Source organism: Sphingomonas sp. SORGH_AS_0950, assembly GCF_030818415.1.
In the GTDB taxonomy this organism is placed as follows: Bacteria; Pseudomonadota; Alphaproteobacteria; order Sphingomonadales; family Sphingomonadaceae; genus Sphingomonas.
Genome location: NZ_JAUTAE010000001.1, coordinates 3836682 through 3854967, shown reverse-complemented (window position 1 = coordinate 3854967; position 18286 = coordinate 3836682). Strand labels below are relative to the sequence as shown.

11 protein-coding genes, 1 tRNA gene and 1 pseudogene are annotated in these 18286 nt (G+C 68.1%); 4 read left to right on the top strand and 9 right to left on the bottom strand.

Annotation, left to right across the window (positions count from 1 at the left end; translation table 11 throughout):
• Positions 1-120 precede the first annotated feature (120 nt).
• Both QE385_RS17520 and QE385_RS17515 read left to right on the top strand, forming a co-directional pair.
• Positions 121-1494, top strand: a complete 1374-nt coding sequence (locus QE385_RS17520; protein WP_307104040.1) for a class II 3-deoxy-7-phosphoheptulonate synthase — start codon at positions 121-123, stop codon at positions 1492-1494.
• 119 nt (positions 1495-1613) lie between these two features.
• Positions 1614-1689 (top strand) — tRNA-Glu (locus QE385_RS17515).
• Between the two features lie 126 nt (positions 1690-1815).
• Here QE385_RS17515 and QE385_RS17510 read toward each other — a convergent pair.
• The 4 genes from QE385_RS17510 to QE385_RS17495 are packed head-to-tail and all read right to left on the bottom strand — an operon-like array spanning position 1816 to position 4936.
• A complete protein-coding gene (locus QE385_RS17510; protein ID WP_307104038.1) occupies positions 1816-2790 on the bottom strand; it encodes a DUF2891 domain-containing protein in 975 nt (324 codons plus the stop codon).
• The gene (locus tag QE385_RS17505; RefSeq protein WP_307104036.1) at positions 2787-3749 is read right to left on the bottom strand and encodes a DUF979 domain-containing protein; all 963 of its coding nucleotides are present in this window, start codon (positions 3747-3749) and stop codon (positions 2787-2789) included. Before QE385_RS17505 ends, QE385_RS17510 begins: the two co-directional genes overlap by 4 nt.
• Positions 3746-4411 carry a DUF969 domain-containing protein gene (locus QE385_RS17500; RefSeq protein ID WP_307104034.1) on the bottom strand — a complete coding sequence of 222 codons (666 nt, stop codon included), beginning with the start codon at positions 4409-4411 and terminating at the stop codon, positions 3746-3748. Before QE385_RS17500 ends, QE385_RS17505 begins: the two co-directional genes overlap by 4 nt.
• Before the next feature lie 15 nt (positions 4412-4426).
• A complete protein-coding gene (locus tag QE385_RS17495) occupies positions 4427-4936 on the bottom strand; it encodes a winged helix DNA-binding protein (protein ID WP_307104032.1) in 510 nt (169 codons plus the stop codon).
• A gap of 103 nt (positions 4937-5039) precedes the next feature.
• Here QE385_RS17495 and QE385_RS17490 point away from each other — a divergent pair, with 103 nt between their 5' ends.
• Positions 5040-8585: a hydantoinase B/oxoprolinase family protein gene (locus QE385_RS17490; RefSeq protein ID WP_307104030.1), complete on the top strand. Its 3546-nt coding sequence runs from the start codon at positions 5040-5042 to the stop codon at positions 8583-8585.
• 21 nt (positions 8586-8606) lie between these two features.
• On the opposite strand, the gene QE385_RS19905 is transcribed toward QE385_RS17490, so the two are convergent.
• The 4 genes and pseudogenes from QE385_RS19905 to QE385_RS17475 all read right to left on the bottom strand — a co-directional run bounded on the left by QE385_RS19905 (position 8607) and on the right by QE385_RS17475 (position 13968).
• Positions 8607-8816, bottom strand: a complete 210-nt coding sequence (locus tag QE385_RS19905; RefSeq protein ID WP_373424732.1) for a hypothetical protein — start codon at positions 8814-8816, stop codon at positions 8607-8609.
• A 184-nt stretch (positions 8817-9000) separates the two neighbouring features.
• Positions 9001-9681, bottom strand: a pseudogene (locus tag QE385_RS19900) (glycoside hydrolase family 27 protein); the annotation flags it as partial.
• Positions 9682-9855: 174 nt separating this feature from the next.
• Positions 9856-11202, bottom strand: a complete 1347-nt coding sequence (locus tag QE385_RS17480; protein ID WP_307104026.1) for a cellulase family glycosylhydrolase — start codon at positions 11200-11202, stop codon at positions 9856-9858.
• 279 nt (positions 11203-11481) lie between these two features.
• Positions 11482-13968 carry a glycoside hydrolase family 3 protein gene (locus tag QE385_RS17475; RefSeq protein ID WP_307104024.1) on the bottom strand — a complete coding sequence of 829 codons (2487 nt, stop codon included), beginning with the start codon at positions 13966-13968 and terminating at the stop codon, positions 11482-11484.
• A 188-nt stretch (positions 13969-14156) separates the two neighbouring features.
• Here QE385_RS17475 and QE385_RS17470 point away from each other — a divergent pair, with 188 nt between their 5' ends.
• Complete coding sequence (locus QE385_RS17470) at positions 14157-14888, top strand: GDSL-type esterase/lipase family protein (RefSeq protein WP_307104022.1); 732 nt, start codon at positions 14157-14159, stop codon at positions 14886-14888.
• Positions 14889-14958: 70 nt separating this feature from the next.
• Here QE385_RS17470 and QE385_RS17465 read toward each other — a convergent pair whose 3' ends face one another.
• A complete protein-coding gene (locus tag QE385_RS17465; protein ID WP_307104020.1) occupies positions 14959-18276 on the bottom strand; it encodes a TonB-dependent receptor in 3318 nt (1105 codons plus the stop codon).
• Positions 18277-18286: the final 10 nt, after the last annotated feature.

The following is an 18286-nucleotide window of genomic DNA, read 5'->3' as shown; positions in this document are numbered from 1 at the left end:
GCCGTATCATGCGCAACAATCGGCGCGACTTGAGGGGCCCAAACGCCAACTTCATTGCGTATCCCCACGATTCGGCGCATGGCGGGCAAATCAACAAAGAAGACGAAAGAGCAGGATATCATGGCCGCGAAATGGGCCCCCGACAGCTGGACGAGCGCCGAAGCCCGCCAGCTTCCCAACTATCCCGACCGCAACGCGCTGGACGCCGCGACCCGTACGCTGGCGACCTATCCCCCGCTGGTCTTTGCGGGCGAGGCGCGCAGCCTGACCGCCGAGCTGGCCGAGGTGGCGGCGGGCCGGGGTTTCCTGCTCCAGGGCGGCGACTGTGCCGAGAGCTTTGCCGAGCATAGCGCCAACAACATCCGCGACACCTTCCGCGTCATCCTCCAGATGGCGGTCGTCCTGACCTTCGCCTCCAAGCTGCCGGTGGTGAAGCTGGGCCGCATGGCGGGCCAGTTCGCCAAGCCGCGCTCGGCCGATACCGAGGTGATCGGCGGGGTCGAGCTGCCCAGCTATCGCGGCGACAATGTCAACGACATCGCCTTCACCGCCGAGGCCCGCATACCCGATCCGCAGCGGATGCTGCGCTCCTATGCCCAGTCGGCGGCGACGCTGAACCTGCTGCGCGCGTTCGCGCAGGGCGGCTATGCCAATCTGCACCAGGTGCATCGCTGGACCCATGACTTCATGGGCCGCAGCCCCTGGGCGCAGAAATATGCCGAGACCGCCGACCGCATCGGCGAGGCGCTGGACTTCATGGCGGCCTGCGGCATCGACCCCGCCTCTGTGCCCCAGCTGGCGCAGACCAGCTTCTACACCAGCCACGAGGCGCTGCTGCTCCCCTATGAGCAGGCGCTGACCCGGCAGGATTCGCTGACCGGCGACTGGTACGACACCTCGGCCCACTTCCTGTGGATCGGCGACCGCACCCGCTTCGAGGGCTCGGCGCATGTCGAGTTCCTGCGCGGCATCGACAACCCGATCGGCGTGAAGTGCGGACCCAGCCTCGAGCCCGAGGCGCTGCTGCGCATGCTCGACACGCTCAATCCGGGCCGCGTGCCGGGCCGGATGACGCTCATCACCCGCTATGGCCATGACAAGATCGAGGCGCATCTGCCCAGGCTGGTCCGCGCCGTCACGCGCGAGGGGCATCCGGTCGTCTGGTCGTGCGACCCGATGCACGGCAACACGGTCAAAGCCGCGACCGGCTACAAGACCCGCCCCTTCGACCGTATCCTGGCCGAGGTGCGCGGCTTCTTCGCCGTCCACCGCGCCGAGGGCACGCATGCGGGCGGCATCCATGCCGAGATGACCGGGCAGAACGTCACCGAATGCACCGGCGGCGCGATCGACGTCACCGAACAGTCGCTGGCCGACCGCTATCACACGCATTGCGACCCGCGCCTGAATGCGGGCCAGAGCCTGGAGCTGGCCTTCCTGCTGGCTGAGATGCTCAACGAGGAAATGGCCGAACGCCGCAAGGCCGCCGCCTGACCGGTATGCGGGGCGGGGAAGCCGCAAGGCTCCCCGCCCCGATCTTATCCACAGTTTCCGTACACCGTCCGCTTGACGCCCCGCCCCACCCCCGCTAATTGCGCCCCTCCACCGCAAACGGCCCCTTCGTCTAGCGGTCTAGGACGTCGCCCTCTCACGGCGAAAACACGGGTTCGAGTCCCGTAGGGGTCACCAGCCTTTTCAAAGGTTGGATAGCGCTTGGTATGGTTCAGCCATGTGCCGATAGGCGAAGAGCCACACCCGTCGGATCAGCGACCTTTTCACACGTCGATCGCTCCCGACCAGACACGGCCCCCCGCCTCAATCCGTGCCCGTGCAGGCCAGCATGGCGAAGCTCGCCAGCCAGTGTTCGCCCATATAGTCGCCTGCGACCTCGTCGATCGCCGCGGCGAGGTGGTCGGCGGCGGCGGCTTGCAGGGCGTCGCGCAGCCTGGCCTCCGGTGTCGCCGCCAGCGCCTGCATCGCCCAGGCGCGGCTGAGGTTCAGGCCGTCGAGATGCGCGATCCGGCCGTCGCTGCGGTCGCTGACGCGTGCCGGGGTGGCCAGCGTATCGGGAAGCCCCGGCAGGAACGCCGCGAACCAGTCGGCAAAGGCGTCGGCGGGCAACAGGCGCTGCATCGCCATGGCCTCCATCAGCGTCGGGGACAGGAAATCCTCGCCGCTCGGCTCCCAGACCTGAGCCTGGCGATCCGCGCCGAACCAGTGGTGCGCGCGCTCGATCATCGCGCCGCGCATCGCCTGGTCGTTGGCGACCCGCGCATAGCGATCGGCGAGCACCAGCGCGAAGGCGGTGTTGGCATGCGTCCCCGCGCGCACCGGATAGGTCATCAGCGGCAAATGCGCGCGCCATCGTGCCGCAAAGGCCTCCGCCAGCGGTCGCAGCGTGTCCGCATGGCCCAGCCCCGCGACCATCAACTCGCTCTGGAGCATCAGCAGCCACGCCCAGCCATAGGGCCGCTCGAACCCGCGCGCGCTCGGCCGGTCGAGATAGGCGCACTCCGCCGCGACCTTTTCGGGGGTGAAGGCCGCGTCGAACAGCGCGTCGATGGCGGCGACCTCGGCCAGATCGGGGAACAGCCGCCGGATCCGGGCGAGCAGCCAATAGCCATGGACGCAACTATGCCAGTCGAAACTGCCGAAGAAGATCGGATGCACCGCGCGCGGGCGATACGGGTCGTCCTCGCCGGTCATCACATGATCGGCCTTGTGCGGATATTCGCGGGTGACATGGCCGAGCGCGATCCGCGCGAATGTCGCGGCACGAATGGGGGTCATCGCAATCCTCCAGGAAAGGCGCAGAGCGTCAGCACCGCGATATTGAACGCCAGCAGCATCAGCGCGGTCGGCCACTGGACGCGGATCACCCCGAACCGGTCCCGCAGTTCGAGGACCGCCGCAGGCACCAGGTTGAAGTTCGCCGCCATCGGCGTCATCAGCGTCCCGCAAAAGCCCGACAACATGCCCAGCGCCGCGACCACCGCCGGATCGCCGCCGAAATGGCGGATCAGCAGCGGCAGGCCGATGCCCGCCGTCATGATCGGAAAGGCGGCAAAGGCATTGCCCAGCACCATCGTGAACAGCGCCATCCCGACGCAATAGGCGATCGTCCCGGCCAGCGGCGTGTCGAGCGCGACGATGTTCACGACGCCGCTCGCAACGACCTTGCCCACGCCCGCCATCGCGAACACGCCGCCCAGCGCCGCCAGCATCTGGGGCAAGACCATCGCCCAGCCGATCGAGTCGACCAGCCGCCGCGCCTCGGCGACCGGCGCGGTGCGCGGCGGCCGGGTGAGACGCACGGCCAGCAGGAGGGCGACGATCGAACCGGCCACCAGCGCGACCAGGGTCACCTGTTTCGGGTCGATCAGCGCCACACCCGCGATCCGGCCCTTGCCGACCGATAGCGTCCCCGCCAGCGTGACGGCGGGCAGCATCAGCGCGGGCACGAACAGCCGGCGGCCCAGTCGCGCCGCGGAGGCGGCGCGCTGCTCCGCGTCGCTGCTGGCGACGGCCGAGGGACGCAGCCCCCAGGTCGCGAGGCCCACCATCACGAGGACGAGACACCCGGCGAGCAGATCGGGCAGCCACGGCCCCACCCCCAGCAGCGCCGCGAAGAGTCCCCAGAACCCGGCGTTGCGCCAGCGCGTCGGCGCCCCCCGATCGCAGGCATGATGCGCCGCCACCGCCGCGGGCAGCGTCGCCGCCGCCATCCCGATCGCATCGAGCCCGATCATGCCCGCCGCCGCAACCGCCGGTCGAGCAGCAACAGGCGCGCGCCGTGGATCAGGAACGCCGCGACGGCGGTCGGGATCGCCCAGAGCGCGACGTCCAGCGGTGCGACCGCCACGCCGTCCTGTTCGAGGATCGCGCGGATCAGCAGGATCGATCCGATCGCGATGAACACATCCTCGCCGAAGAACACGCCGATATTGTCGACGGCGGCGGCATGCGCGCGGATTTGGTCGCGCGTGTCGGGGTCGAGCGGCTGGCGCTCGTCGCGCTCCTCCGCCCCCTCTGCCATCGGGGCGACGATCGGCCGGACCATCTGGACATGCCCGCCCAGCGACACCAGCCCCAGCGCCGCCGTGATCTGACGCAATGCGAGATAACCGAGCAGCACCCGCCCGGTCGTCGCCCGGCGCAACCCCCGCACGATGTCGCGCGCCTTTTCGCGCAGCCCTGCGCGCTCCAGAAGACCGATCATCGGCAGCGCCAGGAACGGGACCGCCAGGAACCGCGCATCGACAAAGGCCCGCCCGATCATTGCGATCACCGCGACCGGCCCGAACCCCGCAGCCGCCGCACTGGCTAGCGCGGCGACGGTCACCACCAGCAACGGGTTCACGCCCAGCGCGAAGCCGATGATGATGATTGCGATTCCCGACAGGACGAGCATGGCGGCGGCCTCTCGCTAAAGCGTCGCGGCAGCTCGCGCCGCCTGGTTATACTGGCCCGACAGCGAGCGCAGCAGGTCGGCCGCCTCCGACAGCGCCTGGCCGTCCGGACCGTCGGCGACGACGGCGCTGGCCAGCACGCGTTCGCGGATGTCGCGATAGTGCAGGCAGAAATCGCGGCCCGCCTCGGTCGCCGCGATCCGCTTTTCCTTGCCGGACCGATCGGTGGCGACAAGTCCCGCGCGTTCCAGCTTGCGGATCGCATAGGTGATGAGATGCGTGTCCTCGACATCCAGCACCAGCGCGATGTCGGCGATCCGCTTGGCGCGATCGCGGTGGCGGACGGTGTGCAGGATCAGCACCTCCAGCGGTGCCAGCGCCAGTCCCGCCGCCGCCGCGCAGCGCACGATCCAGCGTTGATAGGCGGCGGCGGCCAGCGTCAGGCTGAACTCCAGCTCGGACAGCGCCGGGGCCGCGCCATCGGCCAGATGCGCCGAAGATACGATCGCCCGCTTGTCGTTGGTCATGCCGCCTCCTGCGCGATCAGGGTTGCGGCGTTTCTATGGGCTGTCAATCCATCGCCGATAGTTTATCGACGATTCGTCGACAATTTCTCATGGAGGTGGCGCGATGGCAGGCTGGTCGTTCTGGATCGATCGTGGCGGCACCTTTACCGACGTGGTCGCCCGCGCCCCCGACGGAACGCTGACCACCGCCAAGCTGTTGAGCGAGGCGCCCGAACGTTATGCCGATGCGGCTATCGCGGGCATCCGCACGATCCTGGGGCTCGCGGACGACGCGCCCCTGCCCGCCGATCGCATCGCCGAGGTCAAGATGGGGACGACCGTCGCGACCAATGCGCTGCTGGAACGCAAAGGTGCGCGGACGCTGCTGGTGGTCGACCGGGGCTTTGCCAATCTGCTCGTCATCGGCGACCAGACCCGCCCGCGCCTGTTCGACCTCGCCGTTCGCCGCCCCGCCCCGCTCTATGACGGGGTGATCGAGATTGGCGGCCGGATCGACGCCGACGGCATGGTGGTCCTACCGCTGGACGAGGAGGAAACCGCCGCGCAGCTGGCGGCGAAACGCGCGGAGGGTTTCGAGGCGGTGGCGATCGCGCTCACCCATGGCTGGGCGCATGGCGACACCGAAGCGCGCGTCGCCGCGCTGGCGCGCGCGGCGGGCTTCACCCAGATTTCTGCCAGCCATGTCGTCAGCCCGATGATCGGCCTGGTCGCGCGCGGGCGGACGGCGGTGGTCGATGCCTATCTGTCGCCCGTGCTGCGTCGCTATGTCGATCGGGTGGCGGGCGCGTTGGGGCCGATCCCGCTCCACTTCATGCAGTCCAGCGGCGGGCTGGCCGATGCGCGCGCCTTTCAGGGCAAGGACGCGATCCTGTCGGGCCCGGCCGGAGGCGTCGTCGCCGCCGCGCGCACCGCGCAGGCGGCGGGGATCGACCGGGTGATCGGCTTCGACATGGGGGGCACCTCCACCGACGTCGCGCTCTATGCCGGGCGGTTCGAGCGGGTGCTCGATGCCGAGGTCGCGGGCGTCGAGATGCGCGTGCCGATGATGGCGATCGACACGGTCGCGGCGGGCGGCGGATCGATCCTGCATTATGACGGATCGCGGTTCCGCGTCGGCCCGGACAGCGCGGGCGCCCATCCCGGCCCCGCCTGCTATCGGCGCGGCGGCCCGCTGACCGTGACCGACGCCAATGTGCTGGTCGGCAAGATCCAGCCCGCGCATTTCCCCGCGGTCTTCGGCCCGAACGGCGACCAGCCGCTCGACATGGAGGCACCCCGCCGCGCCTTTGCCGAGCTGGCGGCGGAGATGGGCATGGCCGATCCCCGCGCCGTGGCGGAGGGATTCCTGGAGGTGGCCGTCGCGCATATGGCGGCGGCCATCAAGCGTGTCGCGCTGGAGCGCGGCGAGGACGTGACCGGCTTCGCGCTGCAATGTTTCGGCGGGGCCGGTGGGCAACATGCCTGCCGCGTCGCCGAGGTGCTGGGGATGCGCACGGTGCTGATCCATCCGCTAGCGGGCGTGCTGTCGGCCTATGGCATGGGACTGGCCGACCGGGTGGCGATCCGTCAACGATCGGTCGAGCGGCCGCTGGGCACGCCGCTGGACGCCATCATGGCGGCACTCGGCGACGAAGCGGCGGCGGAGGTCGGCGCCGGGGCACGCCGCGTCGCCACCGTTCACCTGCGCTATGCCGGGACCGACACCGCGCTGCCCGTCGACTGGGCCGAGGACGACGCCATGCACGCCGCGTTCGAGGCGGCGCACCGGGCGCGCTTCGGCTTCGTCAGCCCGAACGCCGAACTGGTCGTCGAAAGCGTGATGGTCGAGGCGATCCTGCCCGGCGAGCCGGTGACGCCCCCGCCGCTCCCGCCGCGCGAGGGTCCGCTGCCGCCGCCGCTTTCGCATGTGTCGGTCTGGACGAACGGTGCGGAGCACGCGACCCCCGTCCATGACCGCGCCACGCTGAGACCCGGCGACCGCATCGCAGGCCCCGCGCTGATCCGCGAGGCGATCGCGACGACGATGGTCGAGCCGGGCTGGACGCTGCGCGTCGGCGACGGCGGCGAACTGCTGCTCGCGCATGACGCATCGGACACGCGTAGCGCCCCCGACCCGCGCCTGGTCGATCCGGTGCAGCTCGAACTGTTCAACACCCGCTTCATGGGCATCGCCGAGCGCATGGGCGTCGTCCTGCGCAACACCTCGCGCAGCGTGAACATGAAGGAGCGGCTCGACTTCTCCTGCGCGCTCTTCGACGGCCAGGGACGGCTGGTCGCCAACGCGCCGCACGTCCCCGTCCATCTGGGCGCGATGGGCGAAAGCGTCCGCGCCGTCATCGCCAGCCGGTCCGCCACGCTCAAGCCCGGCGATGTCGTCGCGCTCAACAACCCGTTCAACGGCGGCACCCACCTGCCCGACGTGACGGTGATCGCCCCCGTCTTCGACGAGGCGGGCGAGCATATCCGCTTCTTCGTCGCCAATCGCGGCCATCATGCCGATATCGGTGGGCTGACCCCCGGATCGACCCCGCCGCTGTCGCGCACGCTGGAGGAAGAGGGCGTGGTGATCGACGACTTCCTGCTGGTCGATGGCGGCACGCTGCGTGAGGCGGCGTTTCGCGAGCTGCTGGCCGGGGCGCGCTATCCCGCGCGCAGCCCGGACACCAATGTCGCCGACATCAAGGCGCAGCTCGCCGCCAACGCGACCGGCATCGCCGAGCTGAACGCGCTGATCGCCGCCAGCGGCTGGCCGATGGTGCACGCCTATATGGGGCATGTCATGGACCAGGCGGAGGAAAGCATCCGCCGTGTCCTGTCGCGGCTGGAGGACGGGGCCTTCGCCTATGCGATGGACGACGGCACGCCGCTGGCGGTGCGGGTCACGGTCGACCGGGCGGCGCGGGCGGCGACGATCGACTTCACCGGCACCGGCCCTGCCCGCCCCGGCAATTTCAACGCGCCCCCGGCGGTCACCCGCGCGGTCGTGCTCTATGCCTTTCGCTGCCTGATCGGCGAGGACCTGCCGCTGAACGAGGGATGCCTGGCGCCGCTGACCATCATCATCCCGGCGGGCAGCTTCCTGTCGCCCCCGCCCGGCAGCGCGGTGGTGGCGGGCAATACCGAGGTGAGCCAAGCGGTCTGCAACGCCCTGCTCGGCGCGCTGGGGGCTTGCGCCGCGTCGCAGGGGACGATGAACAACTTCCTGTTCGGCAACGACCGCTATCAATATTACGAGACGATCTGCGGCGGAACCGGTGCCGGGCCGGGCTTTGACGGCGCATCGGCGGTGCACAGCCATATGACGAACACGCGGATCACCGATCCCGAGATACTGGAACTCCGCTATCCCGTCCGACTCGACCGGTTCGACATCCGCCGGGGATCGGGGGGCAGCGGTCACCATCGCGGCGGCGACGGGGCCATTCGCGAGATCACCGCGCTGGAGCCGATGACCGCCACCATCGTCGCCTCGCGCCGGATCGTCGCGCCCTTCGGCCTGGCGGGTGGCGGTGCCGGAGCCGTGGGCCGACAATGGCTGGTCCAGGCGGACGGCACCAGGCACGCCCTGCCCGGCGTCGATCAGGTCGAGCTCCAGGCGGGGGACCGGATCGTCATCGAGACACCCGGCGGGGGCGGCGCGGGCCTCTGACCGCTCGCGCCCATCTCCGCTTCAGGGTTGGAGGCGGATCATCGCCACGCCGTGCGGCGCCACCTCCGCCTCGTAGCGGCGGGACAGACGGCCCAGATCCTTGTGCGTCCACAGGTCGCGCGCGCGCAGGCGGGTTGTGGCGGGCAGGCCGAGTTGCGTCCAGTCCGCCCCGATCCGCGCGGGGGTCTCGCCCCGGTTCCAGAACAGCAGGGCGCGGCCGCCATCGGCCATGGGCTTGACCCAGACCTCGCGCTGGCCGTCGCGCGCCACCCGGTGGCCCTGCGCGCCCAGCGGGTCCTGATCGACCGCGATGACGTCGCGGTTCAGCAGGATGTCGCGGGTCGCGGGCGTCATGGCCGCGACGTCCGTTGCCCGCGATCAACGGCGCGGCCATCATCGCCCAGAGCGAGAAATGCGCGCGATATTCGGTGTCGCTCAATCCGCCATTGCCGACCTCCAGCATGTCGGGATCGTTCCAGTGCCCCGGCCCGGCAAAGGGCCAGAGCGGCTCGTTCATGTCGACGATCGACGCCACGCCCCAGCTATAGCCGTGCTTGCCTTCCCATTTGTCGGTGATGTCGCCGGTGGTGCGCCACATATTGCCGATCTTCGCACCCCATAGCCAGGGCCGCGAATGGCCCCATTCGCATAGCGAGAACAGGATCGGCCGCCCCGTCGCGCGCAGCGCATCGGCCATGGTCGCATAGGCTTCCTCGGCATTGCGCACGCCCGTCGAGCACCAGTCATATTTCAGATAGTCGACGCCCCAGCGCGCAAATTTCAGCGCGTCCTGATATTCATGCCCCTGGCTGCCCGGACGCCCGCCACAGGTCTTGGTGCCCGCATCCGAATAGATGCCGAACTTCAGCCCCTTGGCATGGATATAGTCGCCCAGCGCCTTCAGCCCGCCGGGAAAGCGCTGGCGATCCTCGGTGATGAAGCCATTGGCGTCGCGCGCGCCGTGCCAGCAATCGTCGATGACGATATATTCATATCCCGCCGCCTTCATCCCGTTGGAGGCCATCGCATCCGCCGTCCGGCGGATCACATCCTCGTTCACGTTGCAGGCGAACTTGTTCCAGCTGTTCCAGCCCATGGGCGGGGTCTGGGCGAGGCCATTGGCGGTGCGCTTGGGGTCCTGGGACGGGGCGAGCGTGTTGGGGTCGGTGTCCAGCACCTCCTGCGCCGTGGCGGGAACGGCCATCTGGAGCAGCAGCGCGGCGGCGAGCGGGCGGGCGAAACGACGGAGCATGGCGGCCTGTCCTTGCGCTTATCGGGTCTTGGGGAGACGGGCGACGGCCGCGGCATGGTCCGCGACGATGCGGACCGTCGTGTCGCCGGTGAAGATGCCGTACCAGCCCTGCGGCTCGTGCGGCGGATCGCCCATATATTGGCCGTCGCCGTCGCGGAACCGATAGTCGGGATGCTGCGCGCGCGCCTCGCCGTTCCAGGCCCAGAAATTGGTGCCCGCGATCGGCCCGCCCGCCGCCATGTCGCGCAGCGCGGCGGCATAGATCAGCCGGTAGAAACGGTCCTTATAGGTCGTCGCTACCTTCGGATCGTTGCTGCCGCCGTCGCGCGGATAGCCGAACTCCTCGATGATGAGCGGCTTGTCCAGCTGGTGGGCATAGCCGACATGGCGGGCGATATAGTCCTGGGTCAGCGTCTCGCCGCGCTTGTAGGTGTTCGCCAGATCGGCCTGTTTCACCCAGTCCCAATTGTTGGGCCAGATATGCGCGGTCAAATAATCGATCGCGTCGATGCCATGTTCGGCCAGCAGGATGTCGGGCTTCTCCAGCGTGCCCTTCAGCCCCTCCGATCCGGTGCACACCAGATGGTTGGGATCGAGCGACTTGATCAGCGTCGCGCTGTCGCGGACCCAGCCATGGAATTGGTCGAGATCGGCATGGGCCAGGTCGCCCGCCGGGCGCGGCTCGTTGGACAGCTGCCACGCCATGATCGTCGGGTCGGCCGCATAAAGCTTCGCGGTGACGCTGTTGGTGCGCGACACGATGGTGCGGATCCAGTCGCGGTACATCTCCTTGGCGCGCGCATTGCCATAGAATTGCGCGTTGAAATTGGCGAAGGCGGGCCAGGGATGCGCCGGGTCGTTGGCGTTCAGGAACTGGCCGCCGTTCACATAGGACAGATAGGTCATCATGCCCCCCGACCATTCCCAGAAATTGGTCAGGTACAGGACCGCGCGCATGTTGCGCTTGGCCATCTCCGCCAGCGCATAGTCGAGCCCGGCGAGCAAGGTCCGGTTGGTCGTGGTGGCGGTGCGGAAACCCGGCTTGATCGAGTCGCGCAAGGGGCCTTCCTCGGCCGAGGCGAGGATGCGGATATTGGTCACGCCCATCGCCGCCAGCGCGTCCAGCTCACGCCGCAGCCGAGCGCGGTCGCCATAAGGAGCATCGGCGCCCAGATAGGCGGCATACCACATATTGGCCCCGACGAAGCGATAGGCTGCGTCGCCGATCATCAGGCGGGTGCCCTTGCGACGGACGAACTCGTTGCGGGCCGCTCCGGCCGCATCGGCCCGCCCCGCGACGCCGGCGCATCCCGCCAGCAAGGCCGCCGACCCCAGAAAGCCGCGACGATCGATATCCATGGTCATGCCCGCATCCTCCCCCTCATATCGTTTCCCGACGCGGCTTTGCCGTCGTCATGGTGCAGGTCGATCGACCTGATTCCATTGGCATAACGAAGAATAATGCAAATTGCTTGCGGTATTTTGAGTGGCCGAAACCCTCCCCCACCCGTCACCTCGGCGACGGCCGGGGTCCAGTTACGGGGCGATGGCAACAACCTACCAGCGCTTGCCCAACTGGATCCCGGCCTGCGCCGGGATGGTCAGGTGTTTTCGCAGCGCCTCCCTTACGGAGAGGATAGCCGATCAGCGCATCCCGCAGCTGACCGGGCCCGGCGGCGCGCTGGCGATGCGGATCGACGAGATGTCGAGGCCCAGCTCGCCGGTCGTCACGATCGTCCATGGCTTCGTCACCGAGGCCATGGTCACGCCGCCATCCGCGAAACAGCGCAGCGGCACCGCCAGTTGGCGCCATTCGCCGAGCGTCCCCTTCAGCAGCCCGGTGATCGGCACGGTGGCGGGCTTGCCGCCTTCCATGCCGAGCAGGACCTCGGCGGTAGGGGCCTGGGTCACGCGGTAATCGACCAACAGGCTCAACTGGCCGTTGGACTCGCGGGTGATGTCGATCGGCTTGGCTTCCTCGATCGCGGCGCTCGCCGGGCCGGTGCCCGCGAAGGTGAAGCGCAGGCTGTCCTCCTGCGCGGCGCGGTCGACGCGGCTCTGCTGCACCGCGCCCGCCACGTCCAGCCGCGCCCCCGCGACCACCCGGCCGCGCACGAACAGCGCATTCTGGTCCCCCGCCGCCACCGCCGGACGCGCCTCGCTCAGCACCGGCACGGTCGCGCCCTGCGCATAGGTCAGGCCATAGCCGATCGGGAAGAGCGGGTCGTAATTCGCGTCCCGCTTGTTCAGCACATATTGGTCGAGCCGCTTGGGCCAGGAAAAGCTGAGCTTGCCATGGAAGTCGTGGCGCGGCTTGCCATCGCGCCCGGCGATCAGCACGTCCGCCACGCCGCCGCCCTCGGTGCCCGGCAGGAACGCCGCGACAAAGGCGTCCGCCGCGTTCATCTCCGGGTTCACCCAGAGCGGGCGCCCCGACAGGAACACCGCGACGACCGGGATACCGGCGGCCTTCAGCTTCTTGAGCAGCGCCAGGTCGCTCTTGTCCTCGGGGCTGTATTCCAGTGTCGGGCGGTCGCCGGTAAACTCGGCATAGGGGGTTTCGCCGAACACCACGATCGCGGCATCGGGCTTGGCGCTATAGGCGCCGTCGACCGCCAGCACCGCCTTGCCGCCGCCCGCGCGGACCGCCTCGTCGATGCCCGCCCAGATCGACTGGCCGTTGGGGAAGTTGGCGTTGGTGACGCCGGTGCCCTGCCAGGTGATCGACCAGCCGCCCGCCTGCTGCCCGATATTGTCCGCGCCGCGCCCCGCGACCAGGATATTGGCGCCGGGCTTGAGCGGCAACAGGCTGCCATTGTTCTTCAGGAGGACCATCGACTCGCGCACCGCCTGACGCGCGATGGCGCGGTGCTCGGGCGATCCGATCAGGTCGAACTTGCCCGACACAGGCCGCGAGGACGGACGCCCCGCCTCGAAGCTGCCCGCCAATATCTTCACGCGCAGGATGCGGCGCACCGCATCGTCCAGCCGCGCGGCCGGGATCGTGCCGTCCTTCGCCTCGCGCAGCGTATTGGCGTAAAGCTGCTTCCAGCCCGCGCCCGAATACATGAACATGTCGAGCCCGGCATTGATCGCCGCCGGGCAATCCTCGTTGTTGCAGCCGGGCACCTGGCCATGGGCGTTCCAGTCACCGATGGTGAAGCCGTCAAAGCCGAGCTTGTCCTTCAGCACGCCGGTCAACAGGCTCTTGTTGCCGGTCATCTTGGTGCCGTTCCAGCTGGAGAAGCTGGGCATCACGGTCAGCGCGCCCGCGACCAGGCCGCTGCGATAACCGGCGGCGTGCACGTCGCGCAGCACTTCCTCGGACACGCGCGTATCGCCCTGGTCGCGACCGCCGGTGCCGCCATCGCCCAGGAAATGCTTGATCGACGAGATGACATGGCCCGGCTTCATGAAGTCGCCGCCGACGCTGCCCTGAATGCCCTCGACCATCTTTCCGGCATAGGATTCGACGATCGCCGGGTCCTCCGAATAGCTTTCATAGGTGCGGCCCCAGCGGTCGTCCTGCACCACCGCCACGGTCGGCGCGAAGCTCCAGTCGATGCCGGTCGCCGCCGTCTCCGCCGCCGTCGCCGCGCCGATCTTGCGGATCAGCTCGGGATCGCGCGCCGCGCCGAGGCCGATATTGTGCGGGAACAGCGTCGCGCCGACGATATTGTTCGCGCCGTGCACCGCGTCGGTGCCCCAGATCAGCGGCACCTGCGGACGGCCATCGCTGCGCTTCGCCGAGGCGTCGTAAAAGGCGTCGAACAGCTTCAGCCATTCGGGCGCGGGCGCGAACTCGTCATTATTGGGCGCCGAATTGCCGCCGTTCAGGATCGAGCCGAGCTTGTACGTCTCAAGGTCCTTGGGCGTGATCGAGGCGATGTCGACCTGGATCAGCTGGCCGACTTTGTCCTCGACGCTCATCTTGGACAGGATCTGCTCGACCCGCGCCTCGACCTTCGGGTCGCGCTGCCGCTTCAGGGGCAGTCGGGGCCAGAGATCGGGATGCGCGACCGCCGAGGCCTCGGCGGGGCTGGCGGCCTGTTGCCCGGCTGTCTGGGCGGAAACGCCGCTGCTGAGCGCGGTTGCGGCCACCATCAGGGCCAGCGTGCGGGAAAACGGCATCGTACATCCTCTCCTGTCGATTTTCATGCGACGTTCCGGCTTCATGACAGCGCTGTCAACAAAACATATTTCAAATTTTCTTTTTACCGCTCTACGCTTCGCAACGGTTTCGTCGGATATGACCGAGGGCACGAAAAACAAAGGCGGCGCCGTGCCTTGCGACCGCCTGATGCTTGCTGGAGACGTTGATGCGCTACGCCACTGCCCTTCTGCTGCTGCTCGGTGCCGGAGCCTCCGCGCAGCAGACGCCGCCGCCCGCCGCCAAGCCCGACGAGGGCGAAATCCGGCTGCACAATGATTTCGGCTGGCTGGGACGCTACCAACAGGCCAATGCCCGCGTGACCGGGCCGGTGACGATCGTCTTCATGGGCGATTCCATCACGCAAGGCTGGTTCGACAAGATGCCGGGCTTCTTCACGCCGGGCCGGATCGGGCGCGGCATCGGCGGCCAGACGACGACCCAGATGCTGCTCCGCTTCCGCCAGGACGTGATCGACCTGAAGCCCAAGGTCGTCCAGATCATGGCGGGCACCAACGACATTGCGGGCAATACCGGCCCGATGACGCCCGAACAGACCGAGGCGAACATCATGTCCATGGCCGAGCTGGCGCGTGCGCATGGCATCCGCGTCATCCTGGCCTCCATCCCGCCCGCCGATCATTTCCCCTGGCGGCCGGGCCTCGACACCGCGTCGCGGATCGCGGTGCTCAACGACTGGATGAAGGGCTATGCGGCGCGCACGGGGGCGACCTATGCCGATTACTGGTCGGCGCTGCACGACGGCCAGGCGACCCGCGCCAGCCTGACCTATGACGGCGTCCACCCCAATGAGGCGGGCTATGCCGTGATGGCCCCGGTCGCCGAGGCCGCGATCCGCACCGCGCTGGCCAGACCAGCGCCCAAGCCCATCGCCCGCTGATCGGCTCGGGAAAAAACAAGGGCCGCGGTGTCGCCACCGCGGCCCTTTTTCATGCGATCGTGCCGACCGATCAGTAGGTCAGGCGGACGCTCAGCTGGAACTGGCGATCGCTCTTGAAGTACGAACGCGGCGCTTCCAGGCCCGAGCTGTTCAGCACGAAGGTCGTGCGCGTCGTCGCGTCGAGCAGGTTCTGGACCTGCAGACCGATCTTGAACTGCTTGTTGACCGTGTAGAACAGCGAGGCGTCCGCCTGGCCCGCCGCCAGCGAATAGACCGGCAGGAACGGGAAGCAGCAGTCGCGGTTGGTCAGCAGATACTTCGACCGCCAGCTATAGGCGATGCGCGCATAGATGCCCGCATAGTCATAGAAGGCCGACACGTTGAAGTTGTACTTCGACAGCTGGGCCAGCGGCAGCGTGCTGTACAGCCCCGCAACGTCGACCGGCGGACGGTTGCCGTCGGCAGGCCCGTTGTTCGGCGTCGCATTGGGGATCTTGCCCGGATCGACATAGGTGAACGTCGCCTGCGTCCCCAGGCCGCGCAGGATGCCCGGCAGGAAGTCGTAGGTCTGCTGGTACGAGATTTCCGCGCCCTTGATATGCGCCGTGCCCGGTGCATTGGCGGGGCCGTTCACCGACACGGCGTAGGTCTGGCCGTTGTTGGTGAAGTCGCGGACGAACCCGTAATTGTCGAGGATGATGTTCGACAATTCCTTGTAGAACACCGCACCCGTCAGCGAGCCGACCTTGGCGAAATACCATTCGGCGGTCAGGTCGACCTGCTTGGCGTCGACCGGACGCAGATAGGGGTTCCGCGCGCTCGACTGGAAGCCATAGGACCCGGTCGTGTTGCTGCCCGACGGGCTGAGGCCGACGAAGTTGCGCAGATCGGTGAAGCCGGGGCGCGAGATCGCCTTGGACGCCGCCAGACGGAACAGCAGGGTCGGCGTCACTTGGTACTTCAGGTTCAGGCTGGGCAGCCACTTGTCGAAGCTCTGCTTGGCCACGTCGGTGGTCGATGCGCCGTTCGAGAAGGCGACGACCGCCGCCTGCTGCGCGCTGGTCAGCGTACAGATCGGGCGCACCGTGTTGGTGTCGTTGGGCGAGGCGCAATAGGCCGCGACGGTCGGGAACGTGCCGATCGTCGTGCCGATCTGCGGGAAGGTGATGCCGCCGGTCGATTCATCCCGCGTATGGACGTAGCGCAGGCCGATATTGCCCGACAGGCTGGTCTCGCCGCCGCCGATATTGTCGATCCCGAAATCGACGCGCGCATAGGCCGCATAGGTCCGCTCGCGCATCTTGTAGACTTCGTTCGGCCGGAAATAGCCGTCGACGAGGTCGGAGCCGCGATCCTCCAGCGGGACATAGCCGCCGCCCGACGCCTTGGTCGCCTCGCGCAGCAGCGCGGTCAGCGCGTCGTGATCGGTCAGCAGCGCATCGCGCAGGCCATAGGTCGTCGGCGGGGTCACCACCTGACCACGATAGAAATCGGTGAAGTTCAGACCGGTCACCGCGCTCGAATATTTGTCGAGCGTCGCGGTGCTGGAGGTCCAGGTGTCGGACACCGCGCCCCAGTTGTTATAGTCGTTGGTCTTCACCGTCTGGTTGCGGTCCGAATAGCGGCCGCCGACCCGCACCTTGCGCAGGAACGAGTCCTCGGACACGTCATATTGCGCATCGGCCTTGAACGCCCACTCGTCGCCGTCGCTGTGCGTGCGGTTGTTCATCGCGTCGCGGATGAAGATCTTCGTCGGGTCGCCGAAATAGGCGGCGGCGGACTGGCCGTTGGGCGGGATCACGTTGATCAGCGGCGCACCGTTGCTGCCGTCGATCCGCACGCCCGAAAAGGTCGCCAGTTCGACCGTGTCGTCCGAATCGCGGCCCTTCGAGAAGACATATTGCCCGTCGAAGTTCAGGTGCAGCCGCTCGGTCGGGTCCCACTTGACGTTGACCGACTGGTCCTGCGTCGCGCCGTCCGTCTTGAAATAGCGGTTGGCGAGCGTGGTGTACTGGCCGCCGCCGTTGCGGATCAGCGTGCCCGAGGTGAACAGGCCGTTGGCGTCATAGGTCGGCTGGGTAAAGCTCTGCCCCGCGATCGGCGCATTGGGGTTATAGCCCTGCGGGAAGATCTGGTTGGCATCGGCATAATAGACGTTCGGCTCGACCGTGCGGTCCAGCCAGGTCTGCTTGGACTCGGCGCGCAGGAACTGCGCGGTGATCAGCAGGTTGCCGCGGCCATTCTCATATTGCGCCGAACCGGCATAGCCGATGCGGGTGCGGTCGAACTGCTGCATGCGCGAGCCCGCGCCCAGCGGCACGTAGACGACGTTGCGGCCCGACGGCACCGGATAATGGTCATAGGCGGTCGACGCATAGGGCGTGCCTGCATTGATCGTGCGGCCCTCGCCCGCGTCCTGCTGGCCATTGCCGTTGGTGTCGTCATTGTAGCGCGGGATGAACGCCGAATAGAAGACCGAGTCCGACCGGCTATATTGCTGGTTGTAGCTGCCGCTGGCGAGGATGCCGAAGCGGCCGCCATTGCCCAGCTGCCACTGCTTGGAGAACAGGCCGACGACGGCGGGCGCGCTGCGCTTCGAGAAGTCGCCATAGTTCACGCTGCCCGACAGATAGACCAGCGTCTCCTTGGTGTCGAAGGGCTTGCGGGTGTTGATGTTGACCGTGCCCGAGATGCCGCCTTCGATCAGGTCGGCGGTCAGGTTCTTGTACACGTCGACCGAGCCGACCAGTTCGGTCGGCACGTCGTTGAAGCCGATCTCACGACCGCCCGACACGCCGAAGCTGTCGCGGCCGTTGAACTCGCCGCGCACATAGCTGAGGCCACGGATGGTGACGCCCGAACCCTCGACCGAGAAGTGGGCGGTATCGTTGGCGGCGGCGAAGCGGGTGATGGCGACGCCGGGGACGCGCTGCAGCGCCTCGTTGACCGAACGGTCCGGGAGCGCGCCAATGTCCTCGGCGGTGATCGCATCCACGACCGTGTCGGCGTTGCGCTTAATCGACTGGGCATTGGCGAGCGACTGGCGCAGGCCCGTGACAACGATGTCACCCTGATTGCCCTCGGCGGCGGGCGTCGCGACGTCGGTAGCGGTCACATTGGACTGGTCGGGCGCGGTCTGGTTGGCGATCGACGCGCTGTTCGACAGCGGCTTCTTGCCCGCATTGGCACCGGCGGGCACGCTGGCCTGCCCGGCCGTACCGGCGCCGACACTGGTCTGCGGCACGGACTCGTCATCGCGGGAAGCGGGTGCGGGCGTCGTCTGGGCCGACGCGGTCGCGGGGACCAATTGCACGGCCGCACAAAGGGCTACGACCGAAACCGTGGCCGCCAGCCGCTTGCGGCTGACGCCGTCAGCCAAGATTCGCATGGTGTGCATG

What these genes read in the sequence shown, in the direction of transcription:
- QE385_RS17495 (WP_307104032.1), bottom strand. Translation starts at nt 4,936, where the DNA reads ATGACCAACGACAAGCGGGCGATCGTATCTTCGGCGCATCTGGCCGAT.
- QE385_RS17500 (WP_307104034.1), bottom strand. Translation starts at nt 4,411, where the DNA reads ATGCTCGTCCTGTCGGGAATCGCAATCATCATCATCGGCTTCGCGCTG.
- QE385_RS17505 (WP_307104036.1), bottom strand. Translation starts at nt 3,749, where the DNA reads ATGATCGGGCTCGATGCGATCGGGATGGCGGCGGCGACGCTGCCCGCG.
- QE385_RS17490 (WP_307104030.1), top strand. Translation starts at nt 5,040, where the DNA reads ATGGCAGGCTGGTCGTTCTGGATCGATCGTGGCGGCACCTTTACCGAC.
- QE385_RS19905 (WP_373424732.1), bottom strand. Translation starts at nt 8,816, where the DNA reads ATGGCCGATGGCGGCCGCGCCCTGCTGTTCTGGAACCGGGGCGAGACC.
- QE385_RS17470 (WP_307104022.1), top strand. Translation starts at nt 14,157, where the DNA reads ATGCGCTACGCCACTGCCCTTCTGCTGCTGCTCGGTGCCGGAGCCTCC.
- QE385_RS17510 (WP_307104038.1), bottom strand. Translation starts at nt 2,790, where the DNA reads ATGACCCCCATTCGTGCCGCGACATTCGCGCGGATCGCGCTCGGCCAT.
- QE385_RS17480 (WP_307104026.1), bottom strand. Translation starts at nt 11,202, where the DNA reads ATGACCATGGATATCGATCGTCGCGGCTTTCTGGGGTCGGCGGCCTTG.
- QE385_RS17475 (WP_307104024.1), bottom strand. Translation starts at nt 13,968, where the DNA reads ATGCCGTTTTCCCGCACGCTGGCCCTGATGGTGGCCGCAACCGCGCTC.
- QE385_RS17465 (WP_307104020.1), bottom strand. Translation starts at nt 18,276, where the DNA reads ATGCGAATCTTGGCTGACGGCGTCAGCCGCAAGCGGCTGGCGGCCACG.
- QE385_RS17520 (WP_307104040.1), top strand. Translation starts at nt 121, where the DNA reads ATGGCCGCGAAATGGGCCCCCGACAGCTGGACGAGCGCCGAAGCCCGC.